The organism is Ruegeria profundi (assembly GCF_049800715.1).
GTDB classification, from domain to species: Bacteria; Pseudomonadota; Alphaproteobacteria; order Rhodobacterales; family Rhodobacteraceae; genus Ruegeria; species Ruegeria profundi_A.
Genome location: NZ_JBNAFO010000003.1, coordinates 339,634 through 363,741, shown reverse-complemented (window position 1 = coordinate 363,741; position 24,108 = coordinate 339,634). Strand labels below are relative to the sequence as shown.

Genomic DNA, 24,108 nt, shown 5'->3' with positions numbered 1-24,108 from the left:
TCAGCGTCCCGGAATCGCGTCGCGAGGCGGGGCGGGCTCCCAGTTGTCGATGATCTCAACCGCATCCTGCGCGGTGTCGACAAAGCGGAACAGGTCGAGGTCTTCGTCCGAGATCGTGCCCGCATCGGCCAGTGCCGACCAATTGATAACCTTCTCCCAGAATTCGCGGCCAAACAGCAGGAAGGGCACACGCTCCATCCGCCCCGTTTGGATCAGGGTGAGGGACTCGAACAGCTCATCCATCGTGCCAAAGCCGCCGGGGAAGATGGTGATGGCGCGGGCGCGCATCAGGAAATGCATCTTGCGGATGGCAAAATAGTGGAAGTTGAAGCTGAGGTCCGGCGTGACATAGAGGTTCGGCGCTTGTTCATGCGGCAGAACAATGTTCAGACCGATGGAGCAACCACCCGCATCCTGCGCGCCGCGGTTTCCGGCCTCCATAACGCCGGGGCCACCACCCGTGACGATGACGTTCTCGCGGCAGCCCGTCTCGTTCGATTTCTCGGTCATCAGCCGCGCGAACTCGCGCGCCTCGTCATAATATTGGGACAGACCGGCTAGCGTTTCAGTACGCGCGGTTTGTTTCTGCGACGGTTCCGGAATGCGCGCGCCGCCGAACATGACGATGGTCGAGGTGATCTCACGTTCACTCATGATCATCTCGGGTTTCAGCAGTTCCAGCTGCAAACGCACCGGGCGCAGCTCATCACGGCACAGGAATTCCTCATCGGCGAATGCAAGACGATAGGCCGGAGACCGCGTTTGGGGCGTGTCCGGCACCTCGCTCGCGGTCGAGCGGTCGGTCTGCGCGTCGCGGAAAGGGCTGTGGCGGTCTTCTCTCATTGGTGAACGATCCCTGCTTGCGTGTTTGACAAACAGCTATAGGGTTCGCGGGCAGAGTGCCAGTCACGGAAAGACAAGAATGGATTGGAAGACGGAAATTCAGGCGGCGGCAGAACGCATTGCCGGTCACGCGCAGATAACACCGGTGATGGAGAGCCACATTCCCGGCTATCCGATCGAGCTGAAGCTCGAGCATATGCAACACACCGGCAGCTTCAAGGCGCGCGGGGCGTTCAACACGTTGCTGAGCATGGAGGTGCCGCAAGCAGGTGTTGTGGCGGCCTCGGGCGGCAATCACGGGGCGGCGGCGGCCTATGCGGCGCGTGCGCTGGGGCACCCAGCCAAGATTTTTGTGCCAGAGATCGCGGGCCCGTCCAAGATTGCCCTGATCGAACAAATCGGTGCGGATCTGAGCGTCGTGCCCGGCGAATATGCCAACGCGCTGGCGATGGCGCAGACGCATGAGGACAAGACCGGCGCAATGCAGATTCACGCCTATGATGCGCCTGCCACGGTCGCCGGGCAGGGCACATGCTTCGCCGAATGGGAGGGGCAGGGCTTGCAGGCCGATACCGTCCTGATCGCCGTCGGCGGAGGCGGGCTGATCGCGGGTGCTCTGGCCTGGTTTCAAGGCGCGCGTAAGGTTGTGGCGGTCGAGCCTGAGACCTCTTGCGCGTTGAACGCCGCCTTGCAGGCTGGTGAGCCGGTCGATGTTTCGGTTTCCGGTGTTGCGGCCAACGCGCTGGGCGCGCGGCGGATCGGTTCAATCTGTTTTGAACTGGCGCAGGGGATGGAGTCGGTACTGGTATCCGATCAGGCCATATCTGAGGCGCAGCGCGTGTTGTGGCAAGCGCATCGCATCCTTGTCGAACCCGCCGGAGCCGCCGCCTTGGCGGCGTTGATGTCGGGGGCCTACACGCCAGAGCCGGGCGAACGCGTCGCTGTTCTGGTCTGTGGCGGGAACATTGCGCCGGACCCGTTTGCAGGCTGAATTATCGCCTTGTGAAAACAGGTTGAGGATTTTATCTATAATTCATGAGCGCCACGATTGCCGATACAATCTACGAAAATCTCAGGCAGAAGATCATTACCGGTGATCTGAACGCCGGTGAGAAGCTGCGCCAGGATCACATCGCCAAAGCCTTTGAGACCAGCCACGTCCCCGTGCGTGAGGCTCTGCTGCGGCTTGAAGGGCATGGTCTTGCCAAAAGCGAACCGCGGCGCGGTATGCGTGTCGCTGTTCTAGACCCGGCCGAGGTGCGCGAAGTGGTCGAAATGCGCGTGGTGCTTGAGCCTTTGGCCTTGCAGCATTCCGTGCAGAACATGACACCCGGTGATGTGAAGCGCATGGATGAGGCGCGGATGGCCTGCGATGAGGCGCAGACTATGCCGGACTGGGAAACGCGCAACCGTGCCTTTCACCGGACGCTCCTGACGCCCTGCGGCATGCCGCGCCTGCTGCACACGATTGATGACCTTCATATCGCCAGCGCTCGCCACCTGTTCGCCCATTGGCGACCCAAGTGGAGGCAGCGTGTCGACAAGGATCATCTTGCGATTGTTCAGGCGCTGAAACACAAGGATCTTGGCGCCGCAACGACCATCCTGATCCGGCATATCCGCCGCGCCAGTTGAGGGTCGGACGATTCCGCCGCAAAAGAGCCTCTGTTCGTCGCATTGCACCGTGGGCTTGGCTTTCGTATAGGCCACACCGACACGAACAGATTCTGTAGGGAGACGCCCAATGTCCAATGCGCAACTGGAAGCCGCCATCGAATCCGCATGGGAGGCGCGCGATACGATCACGCCCGCAACCACTGGCGAGCAGCGCGAAGCCATCGAAGACACGCTGAACGCGCTCGACAGCGGCGCACTACGCGTTGCCGAAAAGCTGGACAGCGGTGACTGGCATGTAAACCAGTGGGCCAAGAAAGCGGTTCTGCTGGGCTTCCGTATCAAGGACATGGAAATTCAGACCGGCGGCCCTCAGGCCGGTGGTTGGTGGGACAAGGTGGACAGCAAGTTCGCCGGTTGGAGCGAAGACCACTGGAAGGCCGCCGGTTTCCGTGCCGTGCCCAACTGCGTTGTCCGTAAGTCGGCCTATATCGCGCCGGGCGCAGTACTGATGCCGTCTTTCGTGAACCTCGGCGCCTATGTCGACGAAGGCACCATGGTGGATACATGGGCGACCGTCGGGTCCTGCGCGCAGATCGGCAAGAACGTTCACTTGTCGGGCGGCGTCGGGATCGGCGGCGTGCTGGAGCCGATGCAGGCTGGCCCCACCATCATTGAAGACAATTGCTTTATCGGCGCGCGCTCTGAGGTGGTCGAAGGCTGTATCGTGCGCGAAGGCTCAGTTCTGGGCATGGGCGTGTTCATCGGCAAATCGACCAAGATCGTCGACCGTGAGACCGGCGAGGTCACCTATGGCGAGGTTCCGCCCTATTCCGTGGTCGTTGCAGGCTCGATGCCATCGAAGAACAACATCAGCCTCTACTGCGCGGTGATCGTGAAGCGCGTGGATGAAAAGACCCGCTCGAAAACCGGGATCAACGAATTGCTGCGAGACTAAGCGCGCTTCATCGAAACGATTGGCCGCAGCCCTGTTCTGCGGCCTTTTTTGTTAGGCTTTGACAGGATAGCGGTCCGGCTCTTCAAACACGTCGATCACGCGTGAGCCTGCCTTGATCTTACCGCCATGCTCGACCCCGTTCGGGATGGAGTAGCTGTCGCCAGGGCGATAGACTCGGGTCTCAGCCCCTATCGTCAGCTCTACTTCGCCTTCGATGACAGTACCCCATTGGGCCTTGTGGGTATGCGTCGGTAGTTCAAAATCCTTCAGGAAAGTGAAAAACGCCACCAGCCCGGCATCAGAGCGGATCACGGCTGTTTGCACGACGTCCTCGGGGAAGGGAACGTCAAGGCTGGGAAAGTCGGTAATGAAATCTGGAAAGGTCATCAAACATCCCTAGTGGTTTGTGAAAATACCACTATGCAGAGTTGTCAGCCCCATGCAAATGCTTGACCGTGCAAAGGTGCAGAGCTATGGCCCCCTGCATGGAAAAGCAAAAGAAACCCTCTCGTCAGCAAGTCTACACCTTGCTCGTGCAGATCGGCCGCAAGGAGGGCGACGGCCTGCCAGATGGCGCGACCGGAGCGGCCCTAATGTGCTTTGCCAGTGGCGTGGACGAGGCAGAGGCCGTGCGTGAAACGGTTGCGATCCTGAAACAGGCCGACACGGCCCCTCTGGATGTGACCGGCTATGGCACATTGGCCGAGCGCGAGGCGCAGGGGCATGACATCGACCCTGATGAACGCGCCCTGATGCAGCGGGCACTGGACGAGAACGCGGTCATTGTCGCGCAGATGACACCGTTTTTTGACGAAGGTGAAAAAGGCTGACGACTGGCCTTCTTGCATTGACGATCCGCTCGGCGCATATCCAGAGGGCTTTACTGGATTGAGGTTTATCATGCGTCGCTGGATTTTCATCGCTGTTTCGGTCGCTATGGCATCGGTTGCCCATGCCGAGACGCGCGTCCCTCAATCGCAAGCCGAAATCTCGCTTGGTTTTGCCCCCGTGGTGAAAGAGGCCGCGCCGGCGGTTGTAAACATCTATGCCAAGATCGTGCGGCAGGGGCGGTCGCGGCCGTTATTCTCGGACCCGTTCTTTCAGGATTTCTTCGGGCGCGGATTTGGAGAGCCTCAGCAGCGGGTCCAGAACTCGCTCGGTTCTGGCGTGATCCTGTCCGAGGATGGCTATGTGGTATCGAACTACCACGTGGTCGGCTCGGCCACTGAAATCCGTGTGGTCACAACCGACCGGCGCGAATTCACCGCCGAGGTGGTTTTGGGCCATGAGGAAAGCGATATCGCGATCCTGCGGCTGGAAGAGGCTCAGGGCCTGCCCTTCCTGAGCATGCGTGATTCGGATCATGTTGAGGTGGGCGAGTTGGCCTTGGCGATCGGTAACCCGTTCGGGATCGGGCAGACGGTGTCCTCGGGCATTATATCGGGATTGGCGCGCACTGGCACGGCGACCGGGAACGCGCGCGGCTATTTTCTTCAGACCGATGCGGCGATCAATCCGGGCAATTCGGGCGGCGCCTTGATTGACGTGAATGGCGATCTGATCGGGATCAACACCTCGATCCTGACGCGGTCTGGTGGTTCGAATGGGATCGGCTTTGCCATCCCCGCCAATCTGGTGGCCGAGTTCTTGCGGCAGGCGCAAGAGGGCAATGACACGTTTGTCAGCCCCTGGGCGGGCATGAGCGGCCAGCACATGAGCGCCGACATTGCCGAGTCTCTGGGTCTGGTGATCCCTATGGGCGTGGTGATCTCGGACTTGCACGACCTCAGCCCTCTGGCCGAAGCCGGGCTGCGGGTTGGCGATGTGGTTACCCATGTGGATGGGGACGAAGTGAACTCTCCGGCCGAGATGAAATTCCGCATGTCCGTCGCGGGGGTCGGCGGCACATCGGTGCTGACCCGCTTGCGCGGTGAGGAAAGCGACGAAGTTGAAGTGGCGCTGATCCGTGCGCCGGATACGCCAGATGCCGAAAAGACGACCTTGGATGAAAGCACCGTACTGCCCGAACTGACCGTCTCGGGCGTCAACCCGGCGGTGATCATTGATCTGGGGCTTAAATTGTCCCAGTCCGGTGTCGTTGTTGTTGACCCCGGCCCATACGGCGCCCGCGCGGGTCTACGTGTCGGCGACGTTCTGGAGGCGATCAACGGCGCTGACATCGCGCGCCCCAACGACGTGGTGCGCGCGCTGACCGATCCCGGGCGCAGGATCAACATGCTGATCCTGCGTGGCGGCCGCAGCCTGTCCCTGCGATTCCGGCTGTAGCGCATGAGCGATCTGTTCGACACCGGCGCGACTGAGCCTGTCGCGAACCCGCACCGCCCCTTGGCGGATCGCCTGCGTCCGCAAACGCTGGCCGAGGTGATCGGGCAAGAGCAGGTTTTGGGCCCCGACGCACCATTGGGGGTCATGCTGGCCTCAGGCAGCCTGTCCAGCCTGATTTTCTGGGGACCTCCGGGCGTTGGAAAAACGACCATCGCGCGGTTGCTGGCGCAGGAGACCGATCTGCATTTCGTTCAGATCAGCGCGATCTTTACCGGTGTGCCGGACCTGAAAAAGGTGTTCGAAGCGGCAAAGATCCGGCGTCAGAACGGGCAGGGAACGTTGCTGTTCGTGGATGAGATCCACCGCTTCAACAAAGCCCAGCAGGACGGGTTTTTGCCCCATATGGAGGACGGGACCATCCTGTTGGTCGGGGCGACGACCGAAAACCCCTCGTTCGAGTTAAACGCCGCGGTTCTGAGCCGGTCGCAAGTTCTGGTGTTGGAGCGCCTGAGCCTTGCCGATCTGGAACGTCTGACCCAGCGGGCCGAAAAAGAACTGGGCACAGCGCTCTCCCTGACGCCTGCGGCACGTGATGCACTGCACGAAATGGCTGATGGCGACGGGCGGGCCTTGCTAAACCTGATCGAACAGGTCGCCGCGTGGAAGGTTGACGCACCGCTGGACCCGGATGCGCTGTCGACGCGCCTGATGCGGCGAGCGGCGAAATACGACAAATCCGGCGATGAGCATTACAACCTGATCTCGGCCTTGCACAAATCGGTTCGCGGTTCAGACCCGGATGCGGCGCTCTATTGGTTTGCGCGGATGCTGACCGGGGGCGAGGACCCACGCTATCTGGCCCGTCGCATCACCCGCATGGCGGTTGAGGATATCGGTCTGGCCGACCCGCAGGCGCAAGCAATCTGTTTGCAATCGTGGGAAACCTACGAACGGCTCGGCTCGCCTGAGGGAGAGCTGGCGCTGGCGCAGGCGCTGGTCTATCTGGCGTTGGCCCCGAAATCGAACGGGGCCTATGTGGGCTACAAGGCCGCGATGCGTCTGGCGAAGCAATCGGGCAGTGAGCCGCCGCCGAAGCACATCCTGAACGCGCCCACCTCGTTGATGAAGGATCAGGGCTATGGCGACGGTTACGCCTATGACCACGATGCAGAAGACGGGTTCTCGGGCCAGAACTACTTCCCCGAGACGATGAAGCGGCCTGTGCTGTATCGACCGGTCGAACGTGGGTTCGAGCGAGAGTTGAAGAAGCGGCTGGACTATTTCGCCAAGCTGCGTACGCAGCGCAACAGCGGGTAACGCAGGGTCAATTTCGTGCTGCCGTGGCGTCACAGGCGACAGGAGGCGCCCGTCCGGCTTCCCTTGGGTCAATGACCATGAGGGAGGACATGTCATGCCCGTTTCCATAGACAAAACCGAAGACGTTTGGACCATCATCCATGACCGGCCCGAGGCGCGGAACGCTGTTGACCCGGATCACGCGAAGGCTCTGGTGGATGCGTTTCTCGAGTTCGAACACGGCCCCGCAAAGGTTGCCGTTTTCTGGGGGAAGGGGGGCAATTTCTGTGCCGGGTGGGACCTAAAGTTGGCCGCCAGTCTGGCTGACCCTGAATTGGGTGAGGCCTACTACGAGAAACACAGTTTTCCTATCGGATCCGCCACCTCGATGCTCGGGCCAATGGGGCCATCTCGGCTTGAATTGTCAAAGCCAGTCATCGGAGCCATCGACGGTGCTGCCGTCGCCGGCGGGATGGAGTTGGCCTTGTGGTGCGACATACGGGTGATGGCTGAGACGGCTTACCTTGGGGTGTTTTGTCGTCGTTGGGGAATAACCCTGATGGACGGCGGCACAGTTCGCTTGCCGCGCTTGGTTGGGCAGGGCAAAGCGCTTGAGATCGCTCTGACCGGGCGCAAGGTTGAGGCTGAAGAGTGCTATCAGATCGGGTTGGCAGAGAAACTCGTGCCGCATGGAGAAGCGCGGGCCGCTGCCGAGGCTATGGCCTACGACATCGCCCGTTTCCCGCAGGAGGCTGTGCGGGCCGACCGACGCTCGATCATCGAAACGCGTGGGATGTCAGTGCGTGATGGGCTAAAGGTTGAATGGGCCAACGGTCTGGAAGCGATCCGGCGGGAGGGTACCGCAGGCGCAGGGCGGTTTCGAGACGGGGCCGGGCGACATGGGATTTCTTGAACATCTGAAACGCCTACGATTGCTTGACTCTCGACCCGTTGCAGGCCACAGACGCGCATGTTTTCTAAGGCAGTGGCAACAGGATACTCCGGGCGGATCGGCCGTGCGGGACAAGGGGCGATGGCATGAGTGGCGTGCAGATGATTACGGTCGCAGAAGGTGACGGAGATCAGCGTGTGGATCGCTGGCTGCGCCGCCTGTTTCCTCATGTCAGCCAGGGGCGGATCGAAAAGATGTGCCGCAAGGGTGAGCTGCGCGTAGATGGCAGCCGCGCCAAGGCCTCGACCCGGCTGGAGGTGGGGCAGGTTGTGCGCGTTCCGCCACTGCCGGATGCCGATCACAAGCCTGCCGAGGTGAAGCGCAGCGTGTCCGAGGCCGATGCGAAGATGATCCAGTCCTGTGTGATTTACCGTGACGATCACGTTTTGGCACTGAACAAACCGCACGGCCTTGCGGTGCAAGGCGGCAGCGGCCAGACCCGCCACGTCGACAGCCTGTCCGAGGCTTTGCGCTTTGGCTATGATGAGAACCCACGGCTGGTCCATCGGCTGGACAAGGACACCTCGGGCGTTCTTCTGCTGGCCCGCACGCGAGAGGCTGCTAAGGGGCTGACTGCTGCCTTCCGCCACCGCGATACACGCAAGATCTATTGGGCGCTGGTCGCCGGTGTGCCGACGCCTTATCTGGGCGAGATCAAGACCGGTCTGGTCAAGGCCTCGGGCCATGGAAAACAGGGCGAGGGTGAGAAGATGATCCCCGTCCATATGGGTGACATCGATAGCACGCCGGGGGCGAAGCGGGCACATACCCATTACGCGACGCTCTATCGTGTCGCGGGCCGAGCCGCTTGGGTCGCGATGGAACCGATTACGGGCCGTACCCATCAGCTGCGCGCGCATATGGCCGCGATCGGGCATCCGATCATTGGTGACGGCAAATATGGTGGCTCGGGTCAGGAAAACCTTGGCGATGGCTGGGGTGCGCAATTGGGCGGGATCATCAGTAAAAAGCTGCACCTGCACGCACGGCGCTTGTCTTTCCAGCACCCGATGACCCACAAGCCGATCACGGTCGAAGCCCCGCTGCCCGAGCACATGAAGCACAGCTGGGAGACGTTTGGCTGGACCGAAGACCTTGCCGCCGACGACCCCTTCGAGGAGCTGCAATGAGCGCACCCCTGCGTTTGGTCCTGTTCGATGTCGATGGCACGCTGGTCGACAGTCAGGGCAGTATCGTTCATTCGATGACGGCCAGTTTTCAGGCCGCCTCGGTCGAGGTGCCAAGCCGCGAGGCCATTCTTTCGATTGTCGGTCTGTCGTTGCCTTTGGCCATTGCACAGCTTGTGCCACAGCAGTCGACGACGGTTCAGGCGCAATTGGTTGAAGGGTACAAACAGGCCTATCACGCATACCGGCTAGATCTCGGCGCCGCGAGTTCCCCCCTTTATCCCGGCGCGCGCGACGCGATTGAAGCCCTGCATGCAGTGCCAGAGATTTTGCTTGGCGTCGCCACGGGCAAATCGCAACGCGGTCTGGATGCGCTGGTCGAAGCGCATGGGTTAGAGCGCTATTTCGTGACCCGGCAGGTGGCGGATCATCACCCGTCAAAACCTCATCCGTCGATGGTTCAGACTGCGCTGGCGGAAACCGGTGTTGAGGCCGCGCACGCGGTCATGATCGGGGATACCAGCTTTGACATGGATATGGCCGCTGCTGCTGGCGTGACCGGGATCGGGGTGTCGTGGGGGTACCATGACACTGCTGCGCTAAGTGCGGCCTCTTGTGTGATTGAAACATTCGACCAGCTGCCGGATACGCTGGCCACTCTTTGGAAGTGAAGACATGAGCGACTGGAAACCGAAACGCTTTTGGACAAACAGCATCACGGTCGAGGCCGAGGACGGCTATACGGTCGAGCTGGATGGCCGCCGGGTCAAAACGCCGGCCAAGGCCGCATTGATTCTGCCGACCAAAGCGATGGCTGAAGCCGTTGCCGCTGAATGGGATGCACAAGACAAAGAGGTGGACCCGACCACCATGCCCTTTACCCGCTCGGCCAATGCGGCGATCGACAAGGTGCGCATCCAGCACGGCGAAGTAGCGGATATGCTGGCGGACTATGGTGACTCCGATCTGCTGTGCTATCGCGCCACCCATCCTCAGGAACTGCAGGAGCGTCAGGCCGCAGACTGGGATCCCGCGTTGGACTGGGCTGCCGAGACACTACAGGCACGTCTGATTCCCGTGGCGGGCGTCCTGCATCAGCCCCAATCAGCTGAGGCTTTGGCGCAGCTGCGTCAGCAGGTCCATGCGCTGGATGCGTTTCAGTTGGCGGCTTTCCACGATCTAGTAAGTCTGTCGGGTTCATTGATTCTCGGATTTGCGGCGGCGCAGGATTGGCGCGAACCGGACGAGATATGGCGCATTTCGCGACTTGATGAGGCCTGGCAGATCGAACAATGGGGCCATGATGACGAAGCCCACGCCGTGGCGGAAACAAAGAAAGCCGCGTTTTTGCACGCCAAGACCTTCTTCGATCTCTCTGTTTGATCCTTCCAACGTTGGTTTTTTTACGCATCTGCCTAATCCAGAGGCGGAGACCCATCGTTTTCCCTGATCCGACCCTTGACGTTTGTTTATGAATGCGACCAAACTCAAGCCCACTAAAGGGGAGACACCTTTGGGGTAACCTTTCCGGCATCCACTATGCCGGGCAGAGCCGCCCTTACCGGGGCGGAAAATCAGGAAGAGGTAAAAATGAAAAAATCCGTAATCTTGGGCGCGGCAACAGTGGCCGGTCTGGCTGCAGGTGCTGCCGCGGCGGGAACTGTAGACGACGTCAAGGCGCGCGGCACTCTGAACTGTGGTGTGACCACCGGTCTGGTTGGCTTCGCTGCACCTGACGCGAATGGCGAATGGAAAGGCTTCGACGTATCGCTGTGCCGTGCCGTTGCCGCCGCTGTTCTGGGTGACGCAAACGCTGTTGAATTCGTTCCGACCACCGGCAAGACGCGCTTCACCGCTCTGGCCTCGGGCGAGATCGACATGCTGGCTCGTAACACCACATGGACCTTCAGCCGTGACGTCGACCTGAAGTTCGAATTCACCGGTGTGAACTACTATGACGGTCAGGGCTTCATGGTTCCCAAGGCACTGGGCGTAAGCTCGGCCAAGGAACTGGACGGCGCAACCGTCTGCATCCAGACCGGCACCACCACCGAGCTGAACCTGGCCGATTTCTTCCGTGCCAACAACATCAGCTACGAGCCGGTTCCGATCGAAACCAACGCCGAAGCGCAGCAGCAGTATCTGGCTGGCGCATGTGACGTTTACACCACCGACGCTTCGGGCCTGGCCGCAACCCGCGCCACGTTCGAAAACCCCGGTGACCACGTCCTGCTGCCCGAAATCATCTCGAAAGAGCCGCTGGGCCCGCTTGTCCGTCACGGCGACCACGAGTGGGGCGATGTTGTCCGCTGGACCCTGAACGCGCTGGTTTCGGCTGAAGAGCTGGGCGTGACCTCGGCGAACATCGACGAGCTGGCAGCTGGCACCGACAACCCGGAAGTCAACCGTCTGCTGGGCACCGAAGGTACCCTGGGCGAGATGCTGGGTCTGGACGCACAGTGGGCCATGCGCGCCATCAAGGCGGACGGCAACTATGGTGAAGTGTTTGCCAAGAACATCGGTGAAGAAACTCCGATCGGTCTGGCACGCGGCCTGAACGCTCAGTGGACCGAAGGCGGCCTGCTGTACTCGCCGCCTTTCCGCTAAGACATCCACGGAAAAGGGCGCAGGACATCCTGCGCCCTTTTTCACTAAAGCTTACGCGAACGGACGCAGAGCGGGGACAACCTCGCCATAAAAACAAAGTCCGCTAGCTACGGGGATTCCAAAATATGTCGACTATGACTGACCCGCCGAAAGCTGATTTTCGGCTGTCGATGCTCATAAACGATACCCGCTACAGATCGCTGACCTTTCAGGTGATCGCGGCTATCGCTATTGCGCTATCCATTTGGTATCTGGGCAACAACCTGATCCAGAACCTTCGGGCCGCCGGCCTGAACATATCCTACACATTCCTCGGCGATTCCGCCGGGTACGACATCAACCAGCGTCTGATCGAATATGACAGCCAGTCCTCGCATGGGCGGGCTGCGGTTGTGGGGCTTTTGAACACGCTTCTCGTGGCGTTTCTGGCCTGTATCACCGCAACGATATTCGGAGTGATCGCCGGGGTTCTGCGGCTCTCGAACAACTGGCTCGTCTCAAAGCTGATGGCGGTCTATGTCGAGATCTTCCGCAATATTCCGGTTCTGATCTGGATCATCATCATCTTCACGATCATGACGGCCGTTCTGCCGGGCCCGCGGGCGTTCCGCGGTGACAACCCGACCTCGAGCATGCTGTTTGATGCTTTCGCTTTCACAAACCGTGGGGTCTACATCCCCCGTCCGGAATTTGCGCATGGTCTGTTCAGTGCAACCATTCTGAACTGGCTTCTGGTGATTGCCGGTCTGGTCGGATCATGGTTCGCCTCGCGCGAGATCGAAAAGCGGGCGACCAAGAAGCAGGAAGAGACCGGTGAACGCCCCAGAACGCTGCTGGTGAAACTGGGCGTCTGGCTGGTGCCGTTTGCGTTGCTGATGGTTCTGATGGGCCTGACCTGGGACATTCCCGCGCTGAAGGGCTTTAACTTCAGTGGAGGCATCAAGGTCGGTGGTCCTCTGATCGCTTTGTGGTTTGCTTTGTCGATCTACACCGGGGCCTTCATCGCGGAAAACGTGCGGGCCGGTATTCAGGCGATCTCAAAAGGTCAGACCGAGGCTGCGGCCGCGTTGGGCCTGCGTCAGGGTCGGATCATGAATCTGGTCATACTGCCGCAAGCGCTGCGGGTGATCATTCCACCGCTGATTTCGCAGTATCTCAACATCACTAAAAACTCGTCTCTGGCGATTGCCGTGGGCTACGCGGATATCACCGCGACGCTGGGCGGTATCACCCTGAACCAGACCGGTCGTGCGATCGAATGTGTTCTGCTGCTGATGCTGTTCTACCTCACCGCCTCGCTGGTGATCTCGATGGTGATGAACGTCTACAACGCATCCGTCAAGTTGAAGGAGCGCTGAGCCATGGCCGATCAAACAACCAATCCGATCGCTTTCGTGGCCGACGGCACCATCCCACCCTCACCGCCTCCGGCGAATGAGACGGGCGTGGTCAAATGGCTGCGCGAGAATCTGTTCTCGGGCGTTGCCAACACCATCCTGACGGTTCTGTCGCTGATCCTGATCTACATCCTTCTCAAGAACACACTGCCGTGGATTCTGAACGGGGTGTGGAATGCGAACTCGCTGGCAGAGTGTCGTGAGATTCTGGATGGCAAGACAGGCGCGTGTTTCGCGGTTCTGACCGAACGCTGGCCTCAGCTGATCTACGGCTTCAAATACCCGGTTGACGCTTACTGGCGCCCCAACCTGGCCTTTGTGCTGATGCTGGTGGCCTTTGCGCCGGTGCTGTTCTTCGACCTGCCGCGCAAGATGCTGATCTTCACAGCGCTTTACCCTTTCATTGCGTTCTGGCTGATCTGGGGTGGCACCATTCTGATCCCGCTTGTGGCCCTCGTGGGCTGTGTTGCGGGCGGTGCTGTGTTCCAGAAGTTCGGCAAGAACAGCTTTGCGGCCGGCTTCTTCGGGGCCATCATTGTCGCGCTCGTCGTTTGGAATGTCGGCGGAGCGCTGATACCGGAAGGTGCTTCGGAAGACGCGATGCTTACAGCTGTTCCCAGCCGTGATCTTGGTGGCTTCATGCTGAATATGATGCTGGGTGTCACCTGTGTGTCGCTGTCGGTTCCGCTGGGCATCGCCCTGGCACTGGGCCGCCAGTCCGACATGCCGCTGATCAAATGGGTGAGCGTCATCTTCATCGAATTCATCCGTGGCGTGCCTCTGATCACGCTGCTGTTCGTGGCTTCGGTGATGTTGGCCTACTTCTTCCCGCCTGACAGCACGGTCGACCTGTTCCTGCGCGTTGTGATCATGATCACCATGTTCTCAGCCGCCTATATCGCCGAGGTGATCCGCGGCGGTCTGGCAGCGCTTCCACGTGGACAGTATGAAGCAGCAGACAGCCTTGGTCTGGATTACCCTCAGGCGATGCGCCTGATCATCCTGCCGCAGGCTCTGAAGATCTCGATCCCTGGTATCGTGAACGTGGCCGTTGGCCTGTTCAAGGACACCACACTGGTTTCGGTCATTTCGATGTTCGATCTGGTGGGCATGATCCGGGGCCCCATCCTGGCGTCAACCGAATGGAACGGCGTCTATTGGGAGCTTCTGGGCTTTGCCGCGCTTCTGTTCTTCGTCGTCTGCTACGGCATCTCTCAATATTCTCAGTGGCTCGAGCGTCGCCTTGCCACCGATCATCAGTAAGGAGTTCAACGCATGTCTGAACTTGCAATTGACCGCGAAATCGACCGCTCGAAGATGCAGGTGAGCGACGAGGTCGCCATCGACATCAACGGAATGAACAAGTGGTACGGCTCGTTCCACGTGCTGCGTGACATCAATCTGACCGTCAACCAAGGCGAGCGGATTGTTATCGCGGGCCCGTCCGGCTCGGGTAAATCCACCCTGATCCGCTGCCTGAACGCGCTGGAAGAACACCAGCAGGGCAAGATCGTGGTGGACGGGATCGAACTGTCGAATGACCTGAAAAACATCGACAAAATCCGGTCCGAGGTTGGTATGGTGTTTCAGCACTTCAACCTGTTCCCGCATCTGACCATTCTGGAGAACTGCACGCTGGCCCCGATCTGGGTGCGCAAGACGCCCAAGAAAGAGGCTGAAGAGCGCGCGATGCATTTCCTTGAAAAGGTGAAGATCCCCGATCAGGCGCTGAAGTATCCCGGGCAGCTGTCCGGTGGTCAGCAGCAGCGTGTGGCGATTGCCCGCTCGCTCTGCATGATGCCGCGGATCATGCTGTTCGATGAACCGACATCGGCGCTTGACCCGGAGATGATCAAAGAGGTGCTCGACACCATGATCGAGCTGGCCGAAGAAGGTATGACCATGCTCTGTGTGACCCACGAGATGGGCTTTGCCCGTCAGGTCGCCAACCGCGTGATCTTCATGGATGCTGGCCAGATCGTGGAACAGAACGAACCGGAAGAGTTCTTCAACAACCCGAAGAGCGAACGCACCAAGCTGTTCCTCAGCCAGATCCTCGGACACTGATCGAGATCACATCAAATGAAAGGCGGGGTTTTGCCCCGCCTTTTTTCATTTCAGAAGCTCGCGCGGGATCGCGAAGCCCAAGACCTTGCCGCTGTGCTTCTGGAGGTCGGACCACTTGTCGATCTCAAACTGGATCACCGTTGTGGCGCAGGTCGGGTAGTCATGGAACCGAGCGTGCTCAGGCGCGGTTTCGACAAGCTGAGCTGCGAATTGGGCGATCCCGGGGTTGTGACCTAGCATCATCACGGTTCGGCCCGTTGCCGTCTTCAACTCTGCCAGCATCGCATCCGGCCCCGCCAGATAGAGGTCATAGGCGTAGTAGGCGTTTTCTGCATGCAGGCCCATGTGGTCCCAGGTCTCGCGCGTGCGGACCGAGTTCGAGCTCAGAAGCTCATCCGGAACCCAACCATTTTTCTTGAGCCAAGATCCAATCGCCGGGGCTGAGGCGCGCCCACGTTTGTTCAGTGGCCTCTCATGATCGCTAAGGTTGGGTTCATCCCAGCTGGACTTGGCATGGCGGGTCAGGATCAGGGTGTGTATCATGACGGATGAAAGGCCCTCATATGATGTGCGGATTGGTCCGGGTCTCGGCCTGCGCGGGCGCTGACCGGGCAGGAGAGGCGCGCGAGGCATCCTCCGGTCATGCAGACCTGCCCCTCGGGTGTGGCTAGGTGAGCGTGGCAGGCGTCGACATTGTAAAAGCTCTGATCATTCAGCGCACCCACCGGGCAGGTCTGCGTGCAAGGCGCTACGCATGAGGTACATGGCGAAGGGGCGGTTGCCAGGGGTATTGGGAATTCATCGGCGAAATGAAGCGCGCCGCGGAGCGAGATCATCATGCCCATCTGGTCATGTACCAGCGCGCCCACCGGGCTGCTGAAGGTCCGCCCTGATTTCAACGCCCAGTCGATGAACGGCGCGTAGGGAGGGCCGCCGAAGGGAAAATGCGCCTCGGCGCCCAATTCCTGTGCCAATTGCCCAACCACACGGAGTGACCAACGATCTACCGGGTCCTTGCCCTGCCATTCCGGCGCGGCTTTCAACTGGGGCCAGAACTCGGGCCCTGCGCCCAAAAGGATCAGCGTTCCGCCATCCAGTTGTTTCGCTTGAACCTGACGCGGGTGCAGCGCGCCCATGACGATCAGCCCAACCCGCTGCGCTGCGTGTTCGACACGGTCATAAATGTTGTGAGAGGAGGCGGGCTGTTGGGTCATATCTCCTCCGGTTTGGAATTAGTCGGGGCGTATCAACGACCCGGCACCGTGTTCGGTGAACAGCTCCAGCAGGACCGCGTTGGGCGCGCGCCCGTCCAGAATAACCACCGCGCGTACCCCGCTGTGCAGCGCATCCAGCGCGGTTTCGGTCTTGGGGATCATACCACCGGCAATGGTCCCTTCCAGAGTCATTTCGCGGATCTGACCGGCCTTCAGCTCAGTCACCACGTCGCCAGCGGCGTTCTTGACGCCCGAGACGTCCGTCAGCAGCAGCAGGCGATCCGCCTTCAGCGCCGAGGCGATAGCCCCCGCAGCGGTATCACCGTTGACGTTAAAGGTCTCGCCCTCGGTGCCCGCGCCTAGCGGCGCGATGACCGGGATGACGTCATGCGAGAACAGGTCGTGCAGGACCTTGGGGTCCATCTTCGACGGAGACCCCACAAAGCCCAGCGAGGGGTCGGTCTGTTCGCAGGTCATCAGGTTGGCGTCCTTGCCCGACAGGCCCACAGCCGTGCCGCCCTGACGGTTGATCGCCTGCACGATCCGCTTGTTCACGAGGCCCGACAGGACCATCTCAACCACTTCGACTGTCGCTTTGTCGGTGACGCGCTTGCCGCCCACAAACTCTGACTGGATGTCCAGCTGTTTGAGCATCGCGTTGATCATCGGTCCACCGCCATGCACGATCACCGGGTTCACCCCGACCTGCCGCATTAGCACGACGTCGCGGGCAAAGCTGTCCATCGCCTCATCGCTGCCCATGGCGTGGCCGCCTAGCTTTATGACGACAATCGCGCCATCATAGCGCTGCAAATAGGGCAACGCGCTGTTCAGAGTTGCGGCGGTGGCGATCCAATCCCGGTTCATGTCTCGTGTCTTCATGGCTGTCAGTCCTCTGATCCACCCTGTTAGGGCGTTTGGACCGGACTGCCAAGACCATACCGCTGCAAATGCAGGTTGACAGAGCCGCGCCGGGGAGGCGCGGCCCCTGTTCAGATCAGCTCATCGCGCGTTTCATCGCGGGAATATTGCTGAGGATCAGCTGATCGAAGGCCAGTACACCCAACAGGGTCAGCCCTACCAGCGGGAAAGCCATAGCTGTGAACAGCCCGATCAGAACCGCGCCTTTCCACAGCGGGAGTTCCGCTGGCATCGGTGGAGCCGCCAGACGACGCACCTTTTGCGGGCGGCGCTTGACCCACATCACAACGCCCGAGACGCAGATGAAGATCACCGACAGGCAGAACACCACGTTAAGGATGAAGTTCCACTTGCCCATCAACCCCATATGGAAAGGGATTCCAACCGCCATGGATTTGCCCATCAGCGAATAGTCCGTAAACCGTACATCGGCCAAGATTTTGCCGGTGTACTGGTCGACATGGACAGTTCGGTCGTTCACCGGATCGGTCGAGTCGCTGCTCATGCTGTCGCGGTTGAGCGTCCAGACGCCATCTTTGCCACCCGGATAGGCCACTCGGAATCGTCCGCTCATCTCCAATGCCGTCCCCAAAGCGACCAGCGCGTCGATATCGATTACAGTCCCCTCAGGCACGCCCTGAAGTCCGGCGTCAGAGCCGGAGGCAGGCATGGGCGTTTGCTCCAACGCCCAGGGGACGTCGTTCTGATGGCCGTGATTCATGCTCGCGTGGTTTTCATCCGACAAGGGTACGTTGTCCCACTTCTCGGCTGGGAAGCTGCCCCAGGGTTGAACGATCATACCGCCCCAGACCCCGGCCCAGGACAGGCCCGAGATAAGGAAGACGACCAGCAAAAGTGACATCCAGAAGCCGACCACCGCGTGCAGGGACTTCCACAACGCGCGCCCTCGCGCCTTGAGGTTGGGCACAAATGCCGCCATCGCATTGCTGCGTGGCCACCATAGATAGAGACCGGTGAACACCAGAACGAGGCTCAGGCCTGCGGCGATTTCAAGGATGCGGTCGCCAGTGGTACCGATCAGAAGGGTCGAGTGGATATTGTCCGCTAGATCATACCATCCGGCGCGGCGATCCCAGATTTCCAGAACCTGACCTGCGTAGGGGTCAACCGCCACCAAGCGTTGACCTGCATCAGTTTTGATGCGGAAGACGGTGGCGAGATCCTCGGCCTTGGGACCGATCCATTCGACGACCTGCCCGGGAACCTCGGCCAAAGCGACTTCGGCCTGTTGCGAGACGGGTAGCCCTTTGCCTTCGACCTTGACAGCGATCTTCTCACCATCGCGCCCGTCAAACTGAGTGATAAACATCATCATCAAACCGGTGACGGCGAGGATGATCAGAAACGGGACTACGAAAATCCCAGCGTAGAAGTGCCACCGCCACGCGGCGAAGTAGAATTTTTGCGCAGCTGTATTCTGCATCGGGGCTGTGCCCGATATTTGGCTATCCATTGCCATTTGAAATCTCCATATACAGACATCCCTCGCGCGCAGGTGCGCGCAGGGCCAAAACAAGGTTTCGCTGTTTCAGGAGGAGTGGGGTGGTCCCCGCGCATCATAGCGGGCGTAAAATCCTGCACTGCGATGGGTGAAATCAGATTGATCCCAGCGCGGCTGCAATTGGAAATCCGCTGGAATGATCAACTCAAATCCAGGGAGATTGGCATCCGCAGTGAGCCCCGCAAAAGGGCACATGGAGCGCGTGTCATGCTCATCATGGATCGGATCGTCCGGGTTCAGATCGACCCATTGCTCGACCGTTCCCTCACCTGTGCAAAGCACCAGTAGGATCTTGCCGTCATTGCCTTGCGCTGGCATCCATCCCTGCGGGATTGCACTGGTCGCGAGCAGTGCAAGCAGGGTCAGAACACCAAAGACGCGCAGGATCAGGGTCATTCTAGATGGGCGATGATCGAGCGAAGCGTCGGCACCCCATCCCCTTTTTCCGAGGATGTCAGAACGATCTCAGGGTATGCGGCAGGGTGTTTGGACAGGGCTGTACGCACTTGGTTCAGCACTTTCTCGCGGTCGTTGGCCTTCACCTTGTCGGCCTTGGTCATGACGCATTGAAACGTCACGGCGCTCGTGTCCAGCAGCTTCATGATCTCGTCATCCACAGGCTTCACCCCATGGCGTGAGTCGATCAGAACAAAGGCCCGACGCAGGGTTTGCCGGCCGCTAAGGTACTGTTTCAGCAGTCGCTGCCATTTCTCAACCACCTTGACCGGAGCATTGGCGTAGCCATAGCCGGGCAAGTCCACCAAATACAGCTCGGGGCCTTGGGTGAAAAAGTTGATCTCTTGCGTGCGGCCGGGTGTGTTTGAGGCGCGTGCCAGGCCCTTGGTGCCGGTCAGCGCGTTGATCAGGCTGGATTTCCCCACATTCGAGCGTCCGGCAAAACAGACCTCAAGCCGGTCGGGGGCGGGCAGGCCATTCATCGCGACGACGCCTTTGACGAACTCGGATTCACCTGCAAACAGCTTGCGCCCACGCTCCAGCGCGAACGCGTCAGGATCTTCGGCAAGAGGGAAGGGCAGGGCTGTCATAGCAGTTGAACCTTGTCGTCAATGCGGATTTCACCGCCCCGGATCACCTCGGCATAGACGCCGAAATCCTGATGGTCCCAGCTGTTCAGGGCACCAAGCGTGTCCGCATCCCGCTCGCCCGTGTCGGGGTTGGCAGTGGTTGCCAGACAGCGCGTGATCCGTTCGCGCACGTGGAACACGGCCTGTCCAATCTGAACTTCACGCCCTAGCCAATCGAACTCTTCCCATAGGGGCAGGCCATCGAACCAGATATTGCCGCGCCAGCGGATGGGCGAGAGCTCACCGCCCAGCTTCTGTTCGACTGCGCGGTGGCTGGCCATGTTGCACAGGCTGATTGAGGGGAAATCACTGTCGGTCATACCCCGACCAGGCACACGCACGATCCGCACCGATGCGGCACGATCCGCAGGCATCAGCGGTTTGACCCACTCCAGAAAGATGTCTTGCTGGGTATCAGGTGCAAAGCTCAGATCCGGACGATCAGGGTGGCGCAAGGTCACGCTGTCGCCGTGGGATTCGGCCGAGATTGCCATCAGCTTGGGCGCCTTCGCGCCGCGGCTGAAATTTACGCAGGGTGCCCATTCCGAGCCGTCGGTCTTGGCAGCCTCATGCGCGACGGCCCAAACACGATCCCCGGGCATGGTCTGCCCGGGGAGTACAGTGATCTCGGTCAGGGCTTCTCGCCCATGGCTCTTGATCGGGTGCCGCCAGATGGCTGAGACCTGCCCACTCATTTGCCGTCCGTTTTCGGCGTGCGCTTGAAGCCTGACTTGATGTTGCCGAACACGTCCGGCTTATATCCCTGGCTGCGCATGATCAGATACTGCTGGGTGAAGGTGATGGTGTTGTTCGCAATCCAGTAAACCACCAGACCGCTGGCAAACCCGCCCAGCATGAACATGAAGACCCACGGCATCCAGGCAAAGATCATCGCCTGTGTAGGATCGGTTGGCGCCGGGTTCAGCTTTTGCTGCAGCCACATCGAGATACCCAGCAGTAGGGGCAGGATCCCGATAAAGATCAGCGCAAGGAAGCTTTCGGGCGCGGGTGCGGCCCAGGGCAGCAAGCCAAACAAGTTGTAGATCGAGGTCGGGTCCGGCGCGCTGAGGTCCTGGAACGGACCAAACCACGGGGCCTGACGCAGTTCGATGGTGACGAAAATCACCTTGTACAGCGAGAAGAAGATCGGGATCTGCATCAGGATCGGCAAGCAGCCCGCAGCGGGGTTTACCTTTTCCTTCTTGTACAACTCCATCATGCCCTGCTGCATCTTCTGTCGGTCGTCGCCTGCCGCCTCTTTCAGGGCCTCCATCTGCGGCTGGAGTTCCTTCATCTTCGCCATCGAGACGTAGGATTTGAACGCCAGTGGGAACAGGATCGCCTTGATAATCAGCGTCAGGCCGATAATGGACCACCCCATGTTGCCGATCAGAAGGTTGATGTTGTGCAGCAGCCAGAAAATCGGTTTCGTAAGGAAGAAGAACCAACCCCAGTCGATGCTGTCGATGAATTTCTGAACGCCCTCGGATTGGTATTCCCGAATGGCTTCCCATTCCTTCGCACCCGCGAACAGGCGGGTGCTGACCTCTTCCGTTGCACCCGGAGCCACTGTCAGGGTCGGAAGCACTGTTTCGGTCTGATAGATTTTGCGGCGAGAATCGTATTTTGCGGCTGCTTTGAAGGCCGATCCGGGCTCGGGGATCAGTGTTGTCATCCAGTAGTGATCGGTGAACCCGATCCAACCGTCTTCTTTGACCTGATAGACCTCGGCCTGCGCGCGTTCGTTCGGGTCGATGTCGAAGTCACGGACATCGCCATAGTCGACCTCGGTCAAGGTTCCGTCGGCCATGCCGATCACGCCTTCATGCAGGATGAAGAAGTTCTTGAGGCCCGGCAGATCGCCGTCTTCGCCAATGCCATGGCGGGCCAGAATGCCGTAAGGGGCCATGCTAACCTCGGCGCCGGTGGCGTTTTCGACCGATTGGGTCACCGAGAACATGTAGTTTTCGTCCACCGAGACTGTGCGGCGGAAGGTCAGGCCGTTTCCGTTGTCCCACGCCAGTGTGATGGGGGTGTCTACGCCCAATGTCTCGCCCTGCTCAAGCGTCCAAAGGGTGTTAGGGCCGGGAACATCCGTGCCGCTCACGCCGGATCCGGGGGCCCAGCCATAGAGGGCGTAATAGGCCGAGTCCGACCCGACCGGGGCCAGAAGTTCGACGATCGGTGCGTCTTCCTCAAGCGAGACTTTGTAATCCTTCAGGAACAGCTCATCAATGCGGCCGCCCGACAGCGACAGGCTGCCTTTCAGACGGGGCGTATCAATCGCAACGCGCGGCGCTTGCTCTTCGGGCTGAGCCTCTTCCGCAGTCGCGGTTGCCTCGCCAACCGTTCCGGTGCCGCTTGCGCTGGGCGTTTGAATCTCTGACCCTTCGGTTGCTGCAATCTCGGTCTGTTCCGTTCCGGGCGTGGGTTCCGGCGGAGGGAACAACACGAACCAGACCAGGATCACGAGAAAGCTGAGCGCGGTTGCAAGGATGAGATTCTTGTTCTGATCGTCCATCTGGGACAGCCACCTTGAGCAGTGAAAGACACCCGCAGGGTTCAATAGAGTGCAGGCCCAAAGGTCAAGCGGAATCGGCTGTAAATTCGTCGCGTCGTGGCATTCCAGGCCACTCTTTCAAAGAATTCAGCCGGTTTGGCGTCCGATTTTAGGAACCCCGTTCATCTTGCCGTTATGCGCAGCCATCCAGTCCAGCGTCTTTTCGAACGGCATTGGCTTGCCAATACCAAAGCCTTGCACGTGATCACATCCAAGCTGGGCCATCAGGGCATGTTCCCCCGGTGTCTCGACCCCTTCCGCCAGCGTCTCGAGGTTCAAACGTTCGGCCATGGTCAGGATGGCGCTGGCCATCTGTTGCTGACTTGGGTCCTGATCAGACTTGGCAACGAATGAGCGATCGATCTTGATCCGCGTGACGTTGAACCGCTTGATCGACGCGATTGAGGCATGGCCGGTGCCGAAATCATCCAGATCAATACAGCACCCCAAAGCTGCAAGGCCGGTGACATTGCGGGTGATCACATCATCGGGACGGCGGGAAAAGACGGTCTCTAACACTTCGACCGTCAGCCTGTCGGGGGTCAGGTCGAATTGATCAAGCTCCCATTTGAGGCGGTCGATCAAACTAGGTCCGCGCAGCTCATCCGAGGAGAAATTGACACCCATACGTGGCACAATAACGCCCGCCCTTTCCCAGGCCCGCATGGCGGTGAAGGCGTGGTGCCGGATGGCCTGACCCAAACGCTCCATCAAGTCGGCTTGTTCGGCGAAGGGCAGGAAGACTTGTGGGCTCAGTACACCTTTTTGCGGATGTTCCCACCGGGCCAGCGCCTCAAAACCCGTAACGCGGCCGGTATCCGTGGATACCTGTGGTTGGAACCACGGGCGGATATCGCCATGATCCAGCGCTGCCTCGAACTCCTTGCGCAGATTGCTTCGGACCAGCGACCTGCGTCGGGTCTCGGAGGAATAGGCCCGAATCGTCGAGGGCCCACTGCGCTGTGCCTCGGTCAGCGCATCGGTACTGGCAGCTTTCCAGTCCGAGACCGTATCGCCAGAGATAGTTTTGTTCAGGCTGAACCCAATCGAACAAGTCAGGTAGAGACCGATTCCATTGAGCATGATCGGCTCTTCCACCGCAGACTGGATGCGCCCGGACATCTGAATGCAGGCCTCGAGGTCTAGCTGCTGCGACGGATGCAGACCGATCATCAGGCCGTCGTCTCCGACCAACATCGCAATGTCATTGTCGCGGATCATCGAAAGAACGCAGCTGCAGAATTGCTGGTGGATGTGATCGGCGGCGGCCTGACCGTGAATATCCGCAACCTCGGGAAAACCGTCGATTGCAATGGCGATGCAGGCTGTACCAGCCTCTTGCTGTTGCGCGATTTCAAGCTTTTCTGACAGGGCCAGATTGAACTGATCACTCGGCAGCACACCACCGATTGCCTGCCCTGCGCGCGTTTTCGACTGACTGTTCACAATCCCGGACACCGCAAACATCAACGGCACCCCAAGCGTCACACTGACAAGCGCGCGTTCGCCGCCCAGCCAAAAAGCCCCGAGGCTGAGCGCTGGCAGAAAGGCCAGCGCAGATGGCCCGCTGAGGGCAGAGGTCACAGGACGGAGAAAACGATCAAAATCAGGAAGTTTCCGCATAGCTATTCCGGGCCTTGGGCATCGAGCGCTCAAGGT

General features: G+C 59.9%; 25 protein-coding genes. 14 read left to right on the top strand and 11 right to left on the bottom strand.

What is annotated here, in order from left to right:
• Nucleotides 1-843, bottom strand: a complete 843-nt coding sequence (locus ACP15L_RS07840) for an LOG family protein (protein ID WP_425083750.1) — start codon at nt 841-843, stop codon at nt 1-3.
• Between the two features lie 79 nt (nt 844-922).
• Between ACP15L_RS07840 and ACP15L_RS07835 the strand changes: the two genes are divergently transcribed.
• The 3 genes from ACP15L_RS07835 to dapD all read left to right on the top strand — a co-directional run bounded on the left by ACP15L_RS07835 (nt 923) and on the right by dapD (nt 3,415).
• Complete coding sequence (locus tag ACP15L_RS07835; RefSeq protein ID WP_425083749.1) at nt 923-1,834, top strand: threonine/serine dehydratase; 912 nt, start codon at nt 923-925, stop codon at nt 1,832-1,834.
• A gap of 44 nt (nt 1,835-1,878) precedes the next feature.
• On the top strand, nt 1,879-2,478 hold the full coding sequence (locus ACP15L_RS07830) for a GntR family transcriptional regulator (RefSeq protein WP_425083748.1): 600 nt from the start codon (nt 1,879-1,881) through the stop codon (nt 2,476-2,478).
• A 109-nt stretch (nt 2,479-2,587) separates the two neighbouring features.
• The gene (gene dapD, locus ACP15L_RS07825) at nt 2,588-3,415 is read left to right on the top strand and encodes a 2,3,4,5-tetrahydropyridine-2,6-dicarboxylate N-succinyltransferase (RefSeq protein WP_425083747.1); all 828 of its coding nucleotides are present in this window, start codon (nt 2,588-2,590) and stop codon (nt 3,413-3,415) included.
• Between the two features lie 51 nt (nt 3,416-3,466).
• Here the strand turns inward: dapD and ACP15L_RS07820 are convergent, their stop codons facing one another.
• Nucleotides 3,467-3,802 carry a cupin domain-containing protein gene (locus tag ACP15L_RS07820; protein WP_425083746.1) on the bottom strand — a complete coding sequence of 112 codons (336 nt, stop codon included), beginning with the start codon at nt 3,800-3,802 and terminating at the stop codon, nt 3,467-3,469.
• A 98-nt stretch (nt 3,803-3,900) separates the two neighbouring features.
• Between ACP15L_RS07820 and ACP15L_RS07815 the strand changes: the two genes are divergently transcribed.
• The 11 genes from ACP15L_RS07815 to ACP15L_RS07765 all read left to right on the top strand — a co-directional run bounded on the left by ACP15L_RS07815 (nt 3,901) and on the right by ACP15L_RS07765 (nt 15,147).
• Nucleotides 3,901-4,245, top strand: a complete 345-nt coding sequence (locus ACP15L_RS07815; protein WP_170706063.1) for a hypothetical protein — start codon at nt 3,901-3,903, stop codon at nt 4,243-4,245.
• Between the two features lie 70 nt (nt 4,246-4,315).
• On the top strand, nt 4,316-5,701 hold the full coding sequence (locus ACP15L_RS07810; protein ID WP_425083745.1) for a trypsin-like peptidase domain-containing protein: 1,386 nt from the start codon (nt 4,316-4,318) through the stop codon (nt 5,699-5,701).
• A gap of 3 nt (nt 5,702-5,704) precedes the next feature.
• A complete protein-coding gene (locus ACP15L_RS07805) occupies nt 5,705-7,018 on the top strand; it encodes a replication-associated recombination protein A (protein ID WP_425083744.1) in 1,314 nt (437 codons plus the stop codon).
• A gap of 94 nt (nt 7,019-7,112) precedes the next feature.
• Nucleotides 7,113-7,910 carry a crotonase/enoyl-CoA hydratase family protein gene (locus tag ACP15L_RS07800; RefSeq protein ID WP_425083743.1) on the top strand — a complete coding sequence of 266 codons (798 nt, stop codon included), beginning with the start codon at nt 7,113-7,115 and terminating at the stop codon, nt 7,908-7,910.
• Nucleotides 7,911-8,035: 125 nt separating this feature from the next.
• Nucleotides 8,036-9,079: an RluA family pseudouridine synthase gene (locus tag ACP15L_RS07795; protein ID WP_425083742.1), complete on the top strand. Its 1,044-nt coding sequence runs from the start codon at nt 8,036-8,038 to the stop codon at nt 9,077-9,079.
• Nucleotides 9,076-9,747 carry an HAD-IA family hydrolase gene (locus ACP15L_RS07790; protein WP_425083741.1) on the top strand — a complete coding sequence of 224 codons (672 nt, stop codon included), beginning with the start codon at nt 9,076-9,078 and terminating at the stop codon, nt 9,745-9,747. The genes ACP15L_RS07795 and ACP15L_RS07790 overlap by 4 nt, the downstream gene beginning before the upstream one ends.
• Before the next feature lie 4 nt (nt 9,748-9,751).
• Nucleotides 9,752-10,459 (top strand): ATP12 family chaperone protein, encoded by a 708-nt coding sequence (locus tag ACP15L_RS07785; protein ID WP_425083740.1) that lies wholly within the window; start codon nt 9,752-9,754, stop codon nt 10,457-10,459.
• Between the two features lie 207 nt (nt 10,460-10,666).
• Complete coding sequence (locus ACP15L_RS07780; protein ID WP_170375963.1) at nt 10,667-11,683, top strand: amino acid ABC transporter substrate-binding protein; 1,017 nt, start codon at nt 10,667-10,669, stop codon at nt 11,681-11,683.
• A gap of 125 nt (nt 11,684-11,808) precedes the next feature.
• A complete protein-coding gene (locus tag ACP15L_RS07775) occupies nt 11,809-13,041 on the top strand; it encodes an amino acid ABC transporter permease (protein WP_170375961.1) in 1,233 nt (410 codons plus the stop codon).
• Between the two features lie 3 nt (nt 13,042-13,044).
• Nucleotides 13,045-14,343: an amino acid ABC transporter permease gene (locus ACP15L_RS07770; protein ID WP_425083739.1), complete on the top strand. Its 1,299-nt coding sequence runs from the start codon at nt 13,045-13,047 to the stop codon at nt 14,341-14,343.
• A 12-nt stretch (nt 14,344-14,355) separates the two neighbouring features.
• The gene (locus ACP15L_RS07765) at nt 14,356-15,147 is read left to right on the top strand and encodes an amino acid ABC transporter ATP-binding protein (protein ID WP_170375957.1); all 792 of its coding nucleotides are present in this window, start codon (nt 14,356-14,358) and stop codon (nt 15,145-15,147) included.
• 45 nt (nt 15,148-15,192) lie between these two features.
• On the opposite strand, the gene ACP15L_RS07760 is transcribed toward ACP15L_RS07765, so the two are convergent.
• From ACP15L_RS07760 to ACP15L_RS07720, 9 genes are all read right to left on the bottom strand, one after another.
• On the bottom strand, nt 15,193-15,690 hold the full coding sequence (locus ACP15L_RS07760) for a SixA phosphatase family protein (RefSeq protein WP_425083738.1): 498 nt from the start codon (nt 15,688-15,690) through the stop codon (nt 15,193-15,195).
• Nucleotides 15,687-16,361, bottom strand: a complete 675-nt coding sequence (locus ACP15L_RS07755) for a ferredoxin (RefSeq protein ID WP_425083737.1) — start codon at nt 16,359-16,361, stop codon at nt 15,687-15,689. Before ACP15L_RS07755 ends, ACP15L_RS07760 begins: the two co-directional genes overlap by 4 nt.
• 18 nt (nt 16,362-16,379) lie before the next feature.
• Nucleotides 16,380-17,243: an acetylglutamate kinase gene (argB, locus tag ACP15L_RS07750; protein WP_170375950.1), complete on the bottom strand. Its 864-nt coding sequence runs from the start codon at nt 17,241-17,243 to the stop codon at nt 16,380-16,382.
• 115 nt (nt 17,244-17,358) lie between these two features.
• The gene (locus tag ACP15L_RS07745; protein WP_425083736.1) at nt 17,359-18,762 is read right to left on the bottom strand and encodes a PepSY-associated TM helix domain-containing protein; all 1,404 of its coding nucleotides are present in this window, start codon (nt 18,760-18,762) and stop codon (nt 17,359-17,361) included.
• 69 nt (nt 18,763-18,831) lie between these two features.
• On the bottom strand, nt 18,832-19,200 hold the full coding sequence (locus ACP15L_RS07740) for a DUF2946 domain-containing protein (protein ID WP_425083735.1): 369 nt from the start codon (nt 19,198-19,200) through the stop codon (nt 18,832-18,834).
• Nucleotides 19,197-19,850 carry a ribosome biogenesis GTP-binding protein YihA/YsxC gene (yihA, locus tag ACP15L_RS07735; RefSeq protein WP_170482335.1) on the bottom strand — a complete coding sequence of 218 codons (654 nt, stop codon included), beginning with the start codon at nt 19,848-19,850 and terminating at the stop codon, nt 19,197-19,199. Before yihA ends, ACP15L_RS07740 begins: the two co-directional genes overlap by 4 nt.
• Nucleotides 19,847-20,584, bottom strand: coding sequence for an MOSC domain-containing protein (locus tag ACP15L_RS07730; protein WP_425083734.1), 738 nt, complete (start codon nt 20,582-20,584; stop codon nt 19,847-19,849). The genes yihA and ACP15L_RS07730 overlap by 4 nt, the downstream gene beginning before the upstream one ends.
• Nucleotides 20,581-22,410, bottom strand: coding sequence for a membrane protein insertase YidC (yidC, locus tag ACP15L_RS07725; RefSeq protein ID WP_170375940.1), 1,830 nt, complete (start codon nt 22,408-22,410; stop codon nt 20,581-20,583). Before yidC ends, ACP15L_RS07730 begins: the two co-directional genes overlap by 4 nt.
• Nucleotides 22,411-22,536: 126 nt before the next feature.
• Nucleotides 22,537-24,072, bottom strand: a complete 1,536-nt coding sequence (locus tag ACP15L_RS07720; protein WP_425083733.1) for a putative bifunctional diguanylate cyclase/phosphodiesterase — start codon at nt 24,070-24,072, stop codon at nt 22,537-22,539.
• Nucleotides 24,073-24,108: the final 36 nt, after the last annotated feature.

Coding starts and splice junctions, on each gene's coding strand:
- ACP15L_RS07810 (WP_425083745.1), top strand. CDS start 4,316: ATGCGTCGCTGGATTTTCATCGCTGTTTCGGTCGCTATGGCATCGGTT.
- ACP15L_RS07790 (WP_425083741.1), top strand. CDS start 9,076: ATGAGCGCACCCCTGCGTTTGGTCCTGTTCGATGTCGATGGCACGCTG.
- ACP15L_RS07730 (WP_425083734.1), bottom strand. CDS start 20,584: ATGAGTGGGCAGGTCTCAGCCATCTGGCGGCACCCGATCAAGAGCCAT.
- ACP15L_RS07720 (WP_425083733.1), bottom strand. CDS start 24,072: ATGCGGAAACTTCCTGATTTTGATCGTTTTCTCCGTCCTGTGACCTCT.
- ACP15L_RS07795 (WP_425083742.1), top strand. CDS start 8,036: ATGAGTGGCGTGCAGATGATTACGGTCGCAGAAGGTGACGGAGATCAG.
- ACP15L_RS07740 (WP_425083735.1), bottom strand. CDS start 19,200: ATGACCCTGATCCTGCGCGTCTTTGGTGTTCTGACCCTGCTTGCACTG.
- ACP15L_RS07815 (WP_170706063.1), top strand. CDS start 3,901: ATGGAAAAGCAAAAGAAACCCTCTCGTCAGCAAGTCTACACCTTGCTC.
- ACP15L_RS07775 (WP_170375961.1), top strand. CDS start 11,809: ATGTCGACTATGACTGACCCGCCGAAAGCTGATTTTCGGCTGTCGATG.
- ACP15L_RS07770 (WP_425083739.1), top strand. CDS start 13,045: ATGGCCGATCAAACAACCAATCCGATCGCTTTCGTGGCCGACGGCACC.
- ACP15L_RS07765 (WP_170375957.1), top strand. CDS start 14,356: ATGTCTGAACTTGCAATTGACCGCGAAATCGACCGCTCGAAGATGCAG.
- ACP15L_RS07760 (WP_425083738.1), bottom strand. CDS start 15,690: ATGATACACACCCTGATCCTGACCCGCCATGCCAAGTCCAGCTGGGAT.
- dapD (WP_425083747.1), top strand. CDS start 2,588: ATGTCCAATGCGCAACTGGAAGCCGCCATCGAATCCGCATGGGAGGCG.
- ACP15L_RS07835 (WP_425083749.1), top strand. CDS start 923: ATGGATTGGAAGACGGAAATTCAGGCGGCGGCAGAACGCATTGCCGGT.
- yidC (WP_170375940.1), bottom strand. CDS start 22,410: ATGGACGATCAGAACAAGAATCTCATCCTTGCAACCGCGCTCAGCTTT.
- ACP15L_RS07805 (WP_425083744.1), top strand. CDS start 5,705: ATGAGCGATCTGTTCGACACCGGCGCGACTGAGCCTGTCGCGAACCCG.
- ACP15L_RS07820 (WP_425083746.1), bottom strand. CDS start 3,802: ATGACCTTTCCAGATTTCATTACCGACTTTCCCAGCCTTGACGTTCCC.
- ACP15L_RS07785 (WP_425083740.1), top strand. CDS start 9,752: ATGAGCGACTGGAAACCGAAACGCTTTTGGACAAACAGCATCACGGTC.
- ACP15L_RS07800 (WP_425083743.1), top strand. CDS start 7,113: ATGCCCGTTTCCATAGACAAAACCGAAGACGTTTGGACCATCATCCAT.
- ACP15L_RS07755 (WP_425083737.1), bottom strand. CDS start 16,361: ATGACCCAACAGCCCGCCTCCTCTCACAACATTTATGACCGTGTCGAA.
- yihA (WP_170482335.1), bottom strand. CDS start 19,850: ATGACAGCCCTGCCCTTCCCTCTTGCCGAAGATCCTGACGCGTTCGCG.
- argB (WP_170375950.1), bottom strand. CDS start 17,243: ATGAAGACACGAGACATGAACCGGGATTGGATCGCCACCGCCGCAACT.
- ACP15L_RS07780 (WP_170375963.1), top strand. CDS start 10,667: ATGAAAAAATCCGTAATCTTGGGCGCGGCAACAGTGGCCGGTCTGGCT.
- ACP15L_RS07745 (WP_425083736.1), bottom strand. CDS start 18,762: ATGGCAATGGATAGCCAAATATCGGGCACAGCCCCGATGCAGAATACA.
- ACP15L_RS07830 (WP_425083748.1), top strand. CDS start 1,879: ATGAGCGCCACGATTGCCGATACAATCTACGAAAATCTCAGGCAGAAG.
- ACP15L_RS07840 (WP_425083750.1), bottom strand. CDS start 843: ATGAGAGAAGACCGCCACAGCCCTTTCCGCGACGCGCAGACCGACCGC.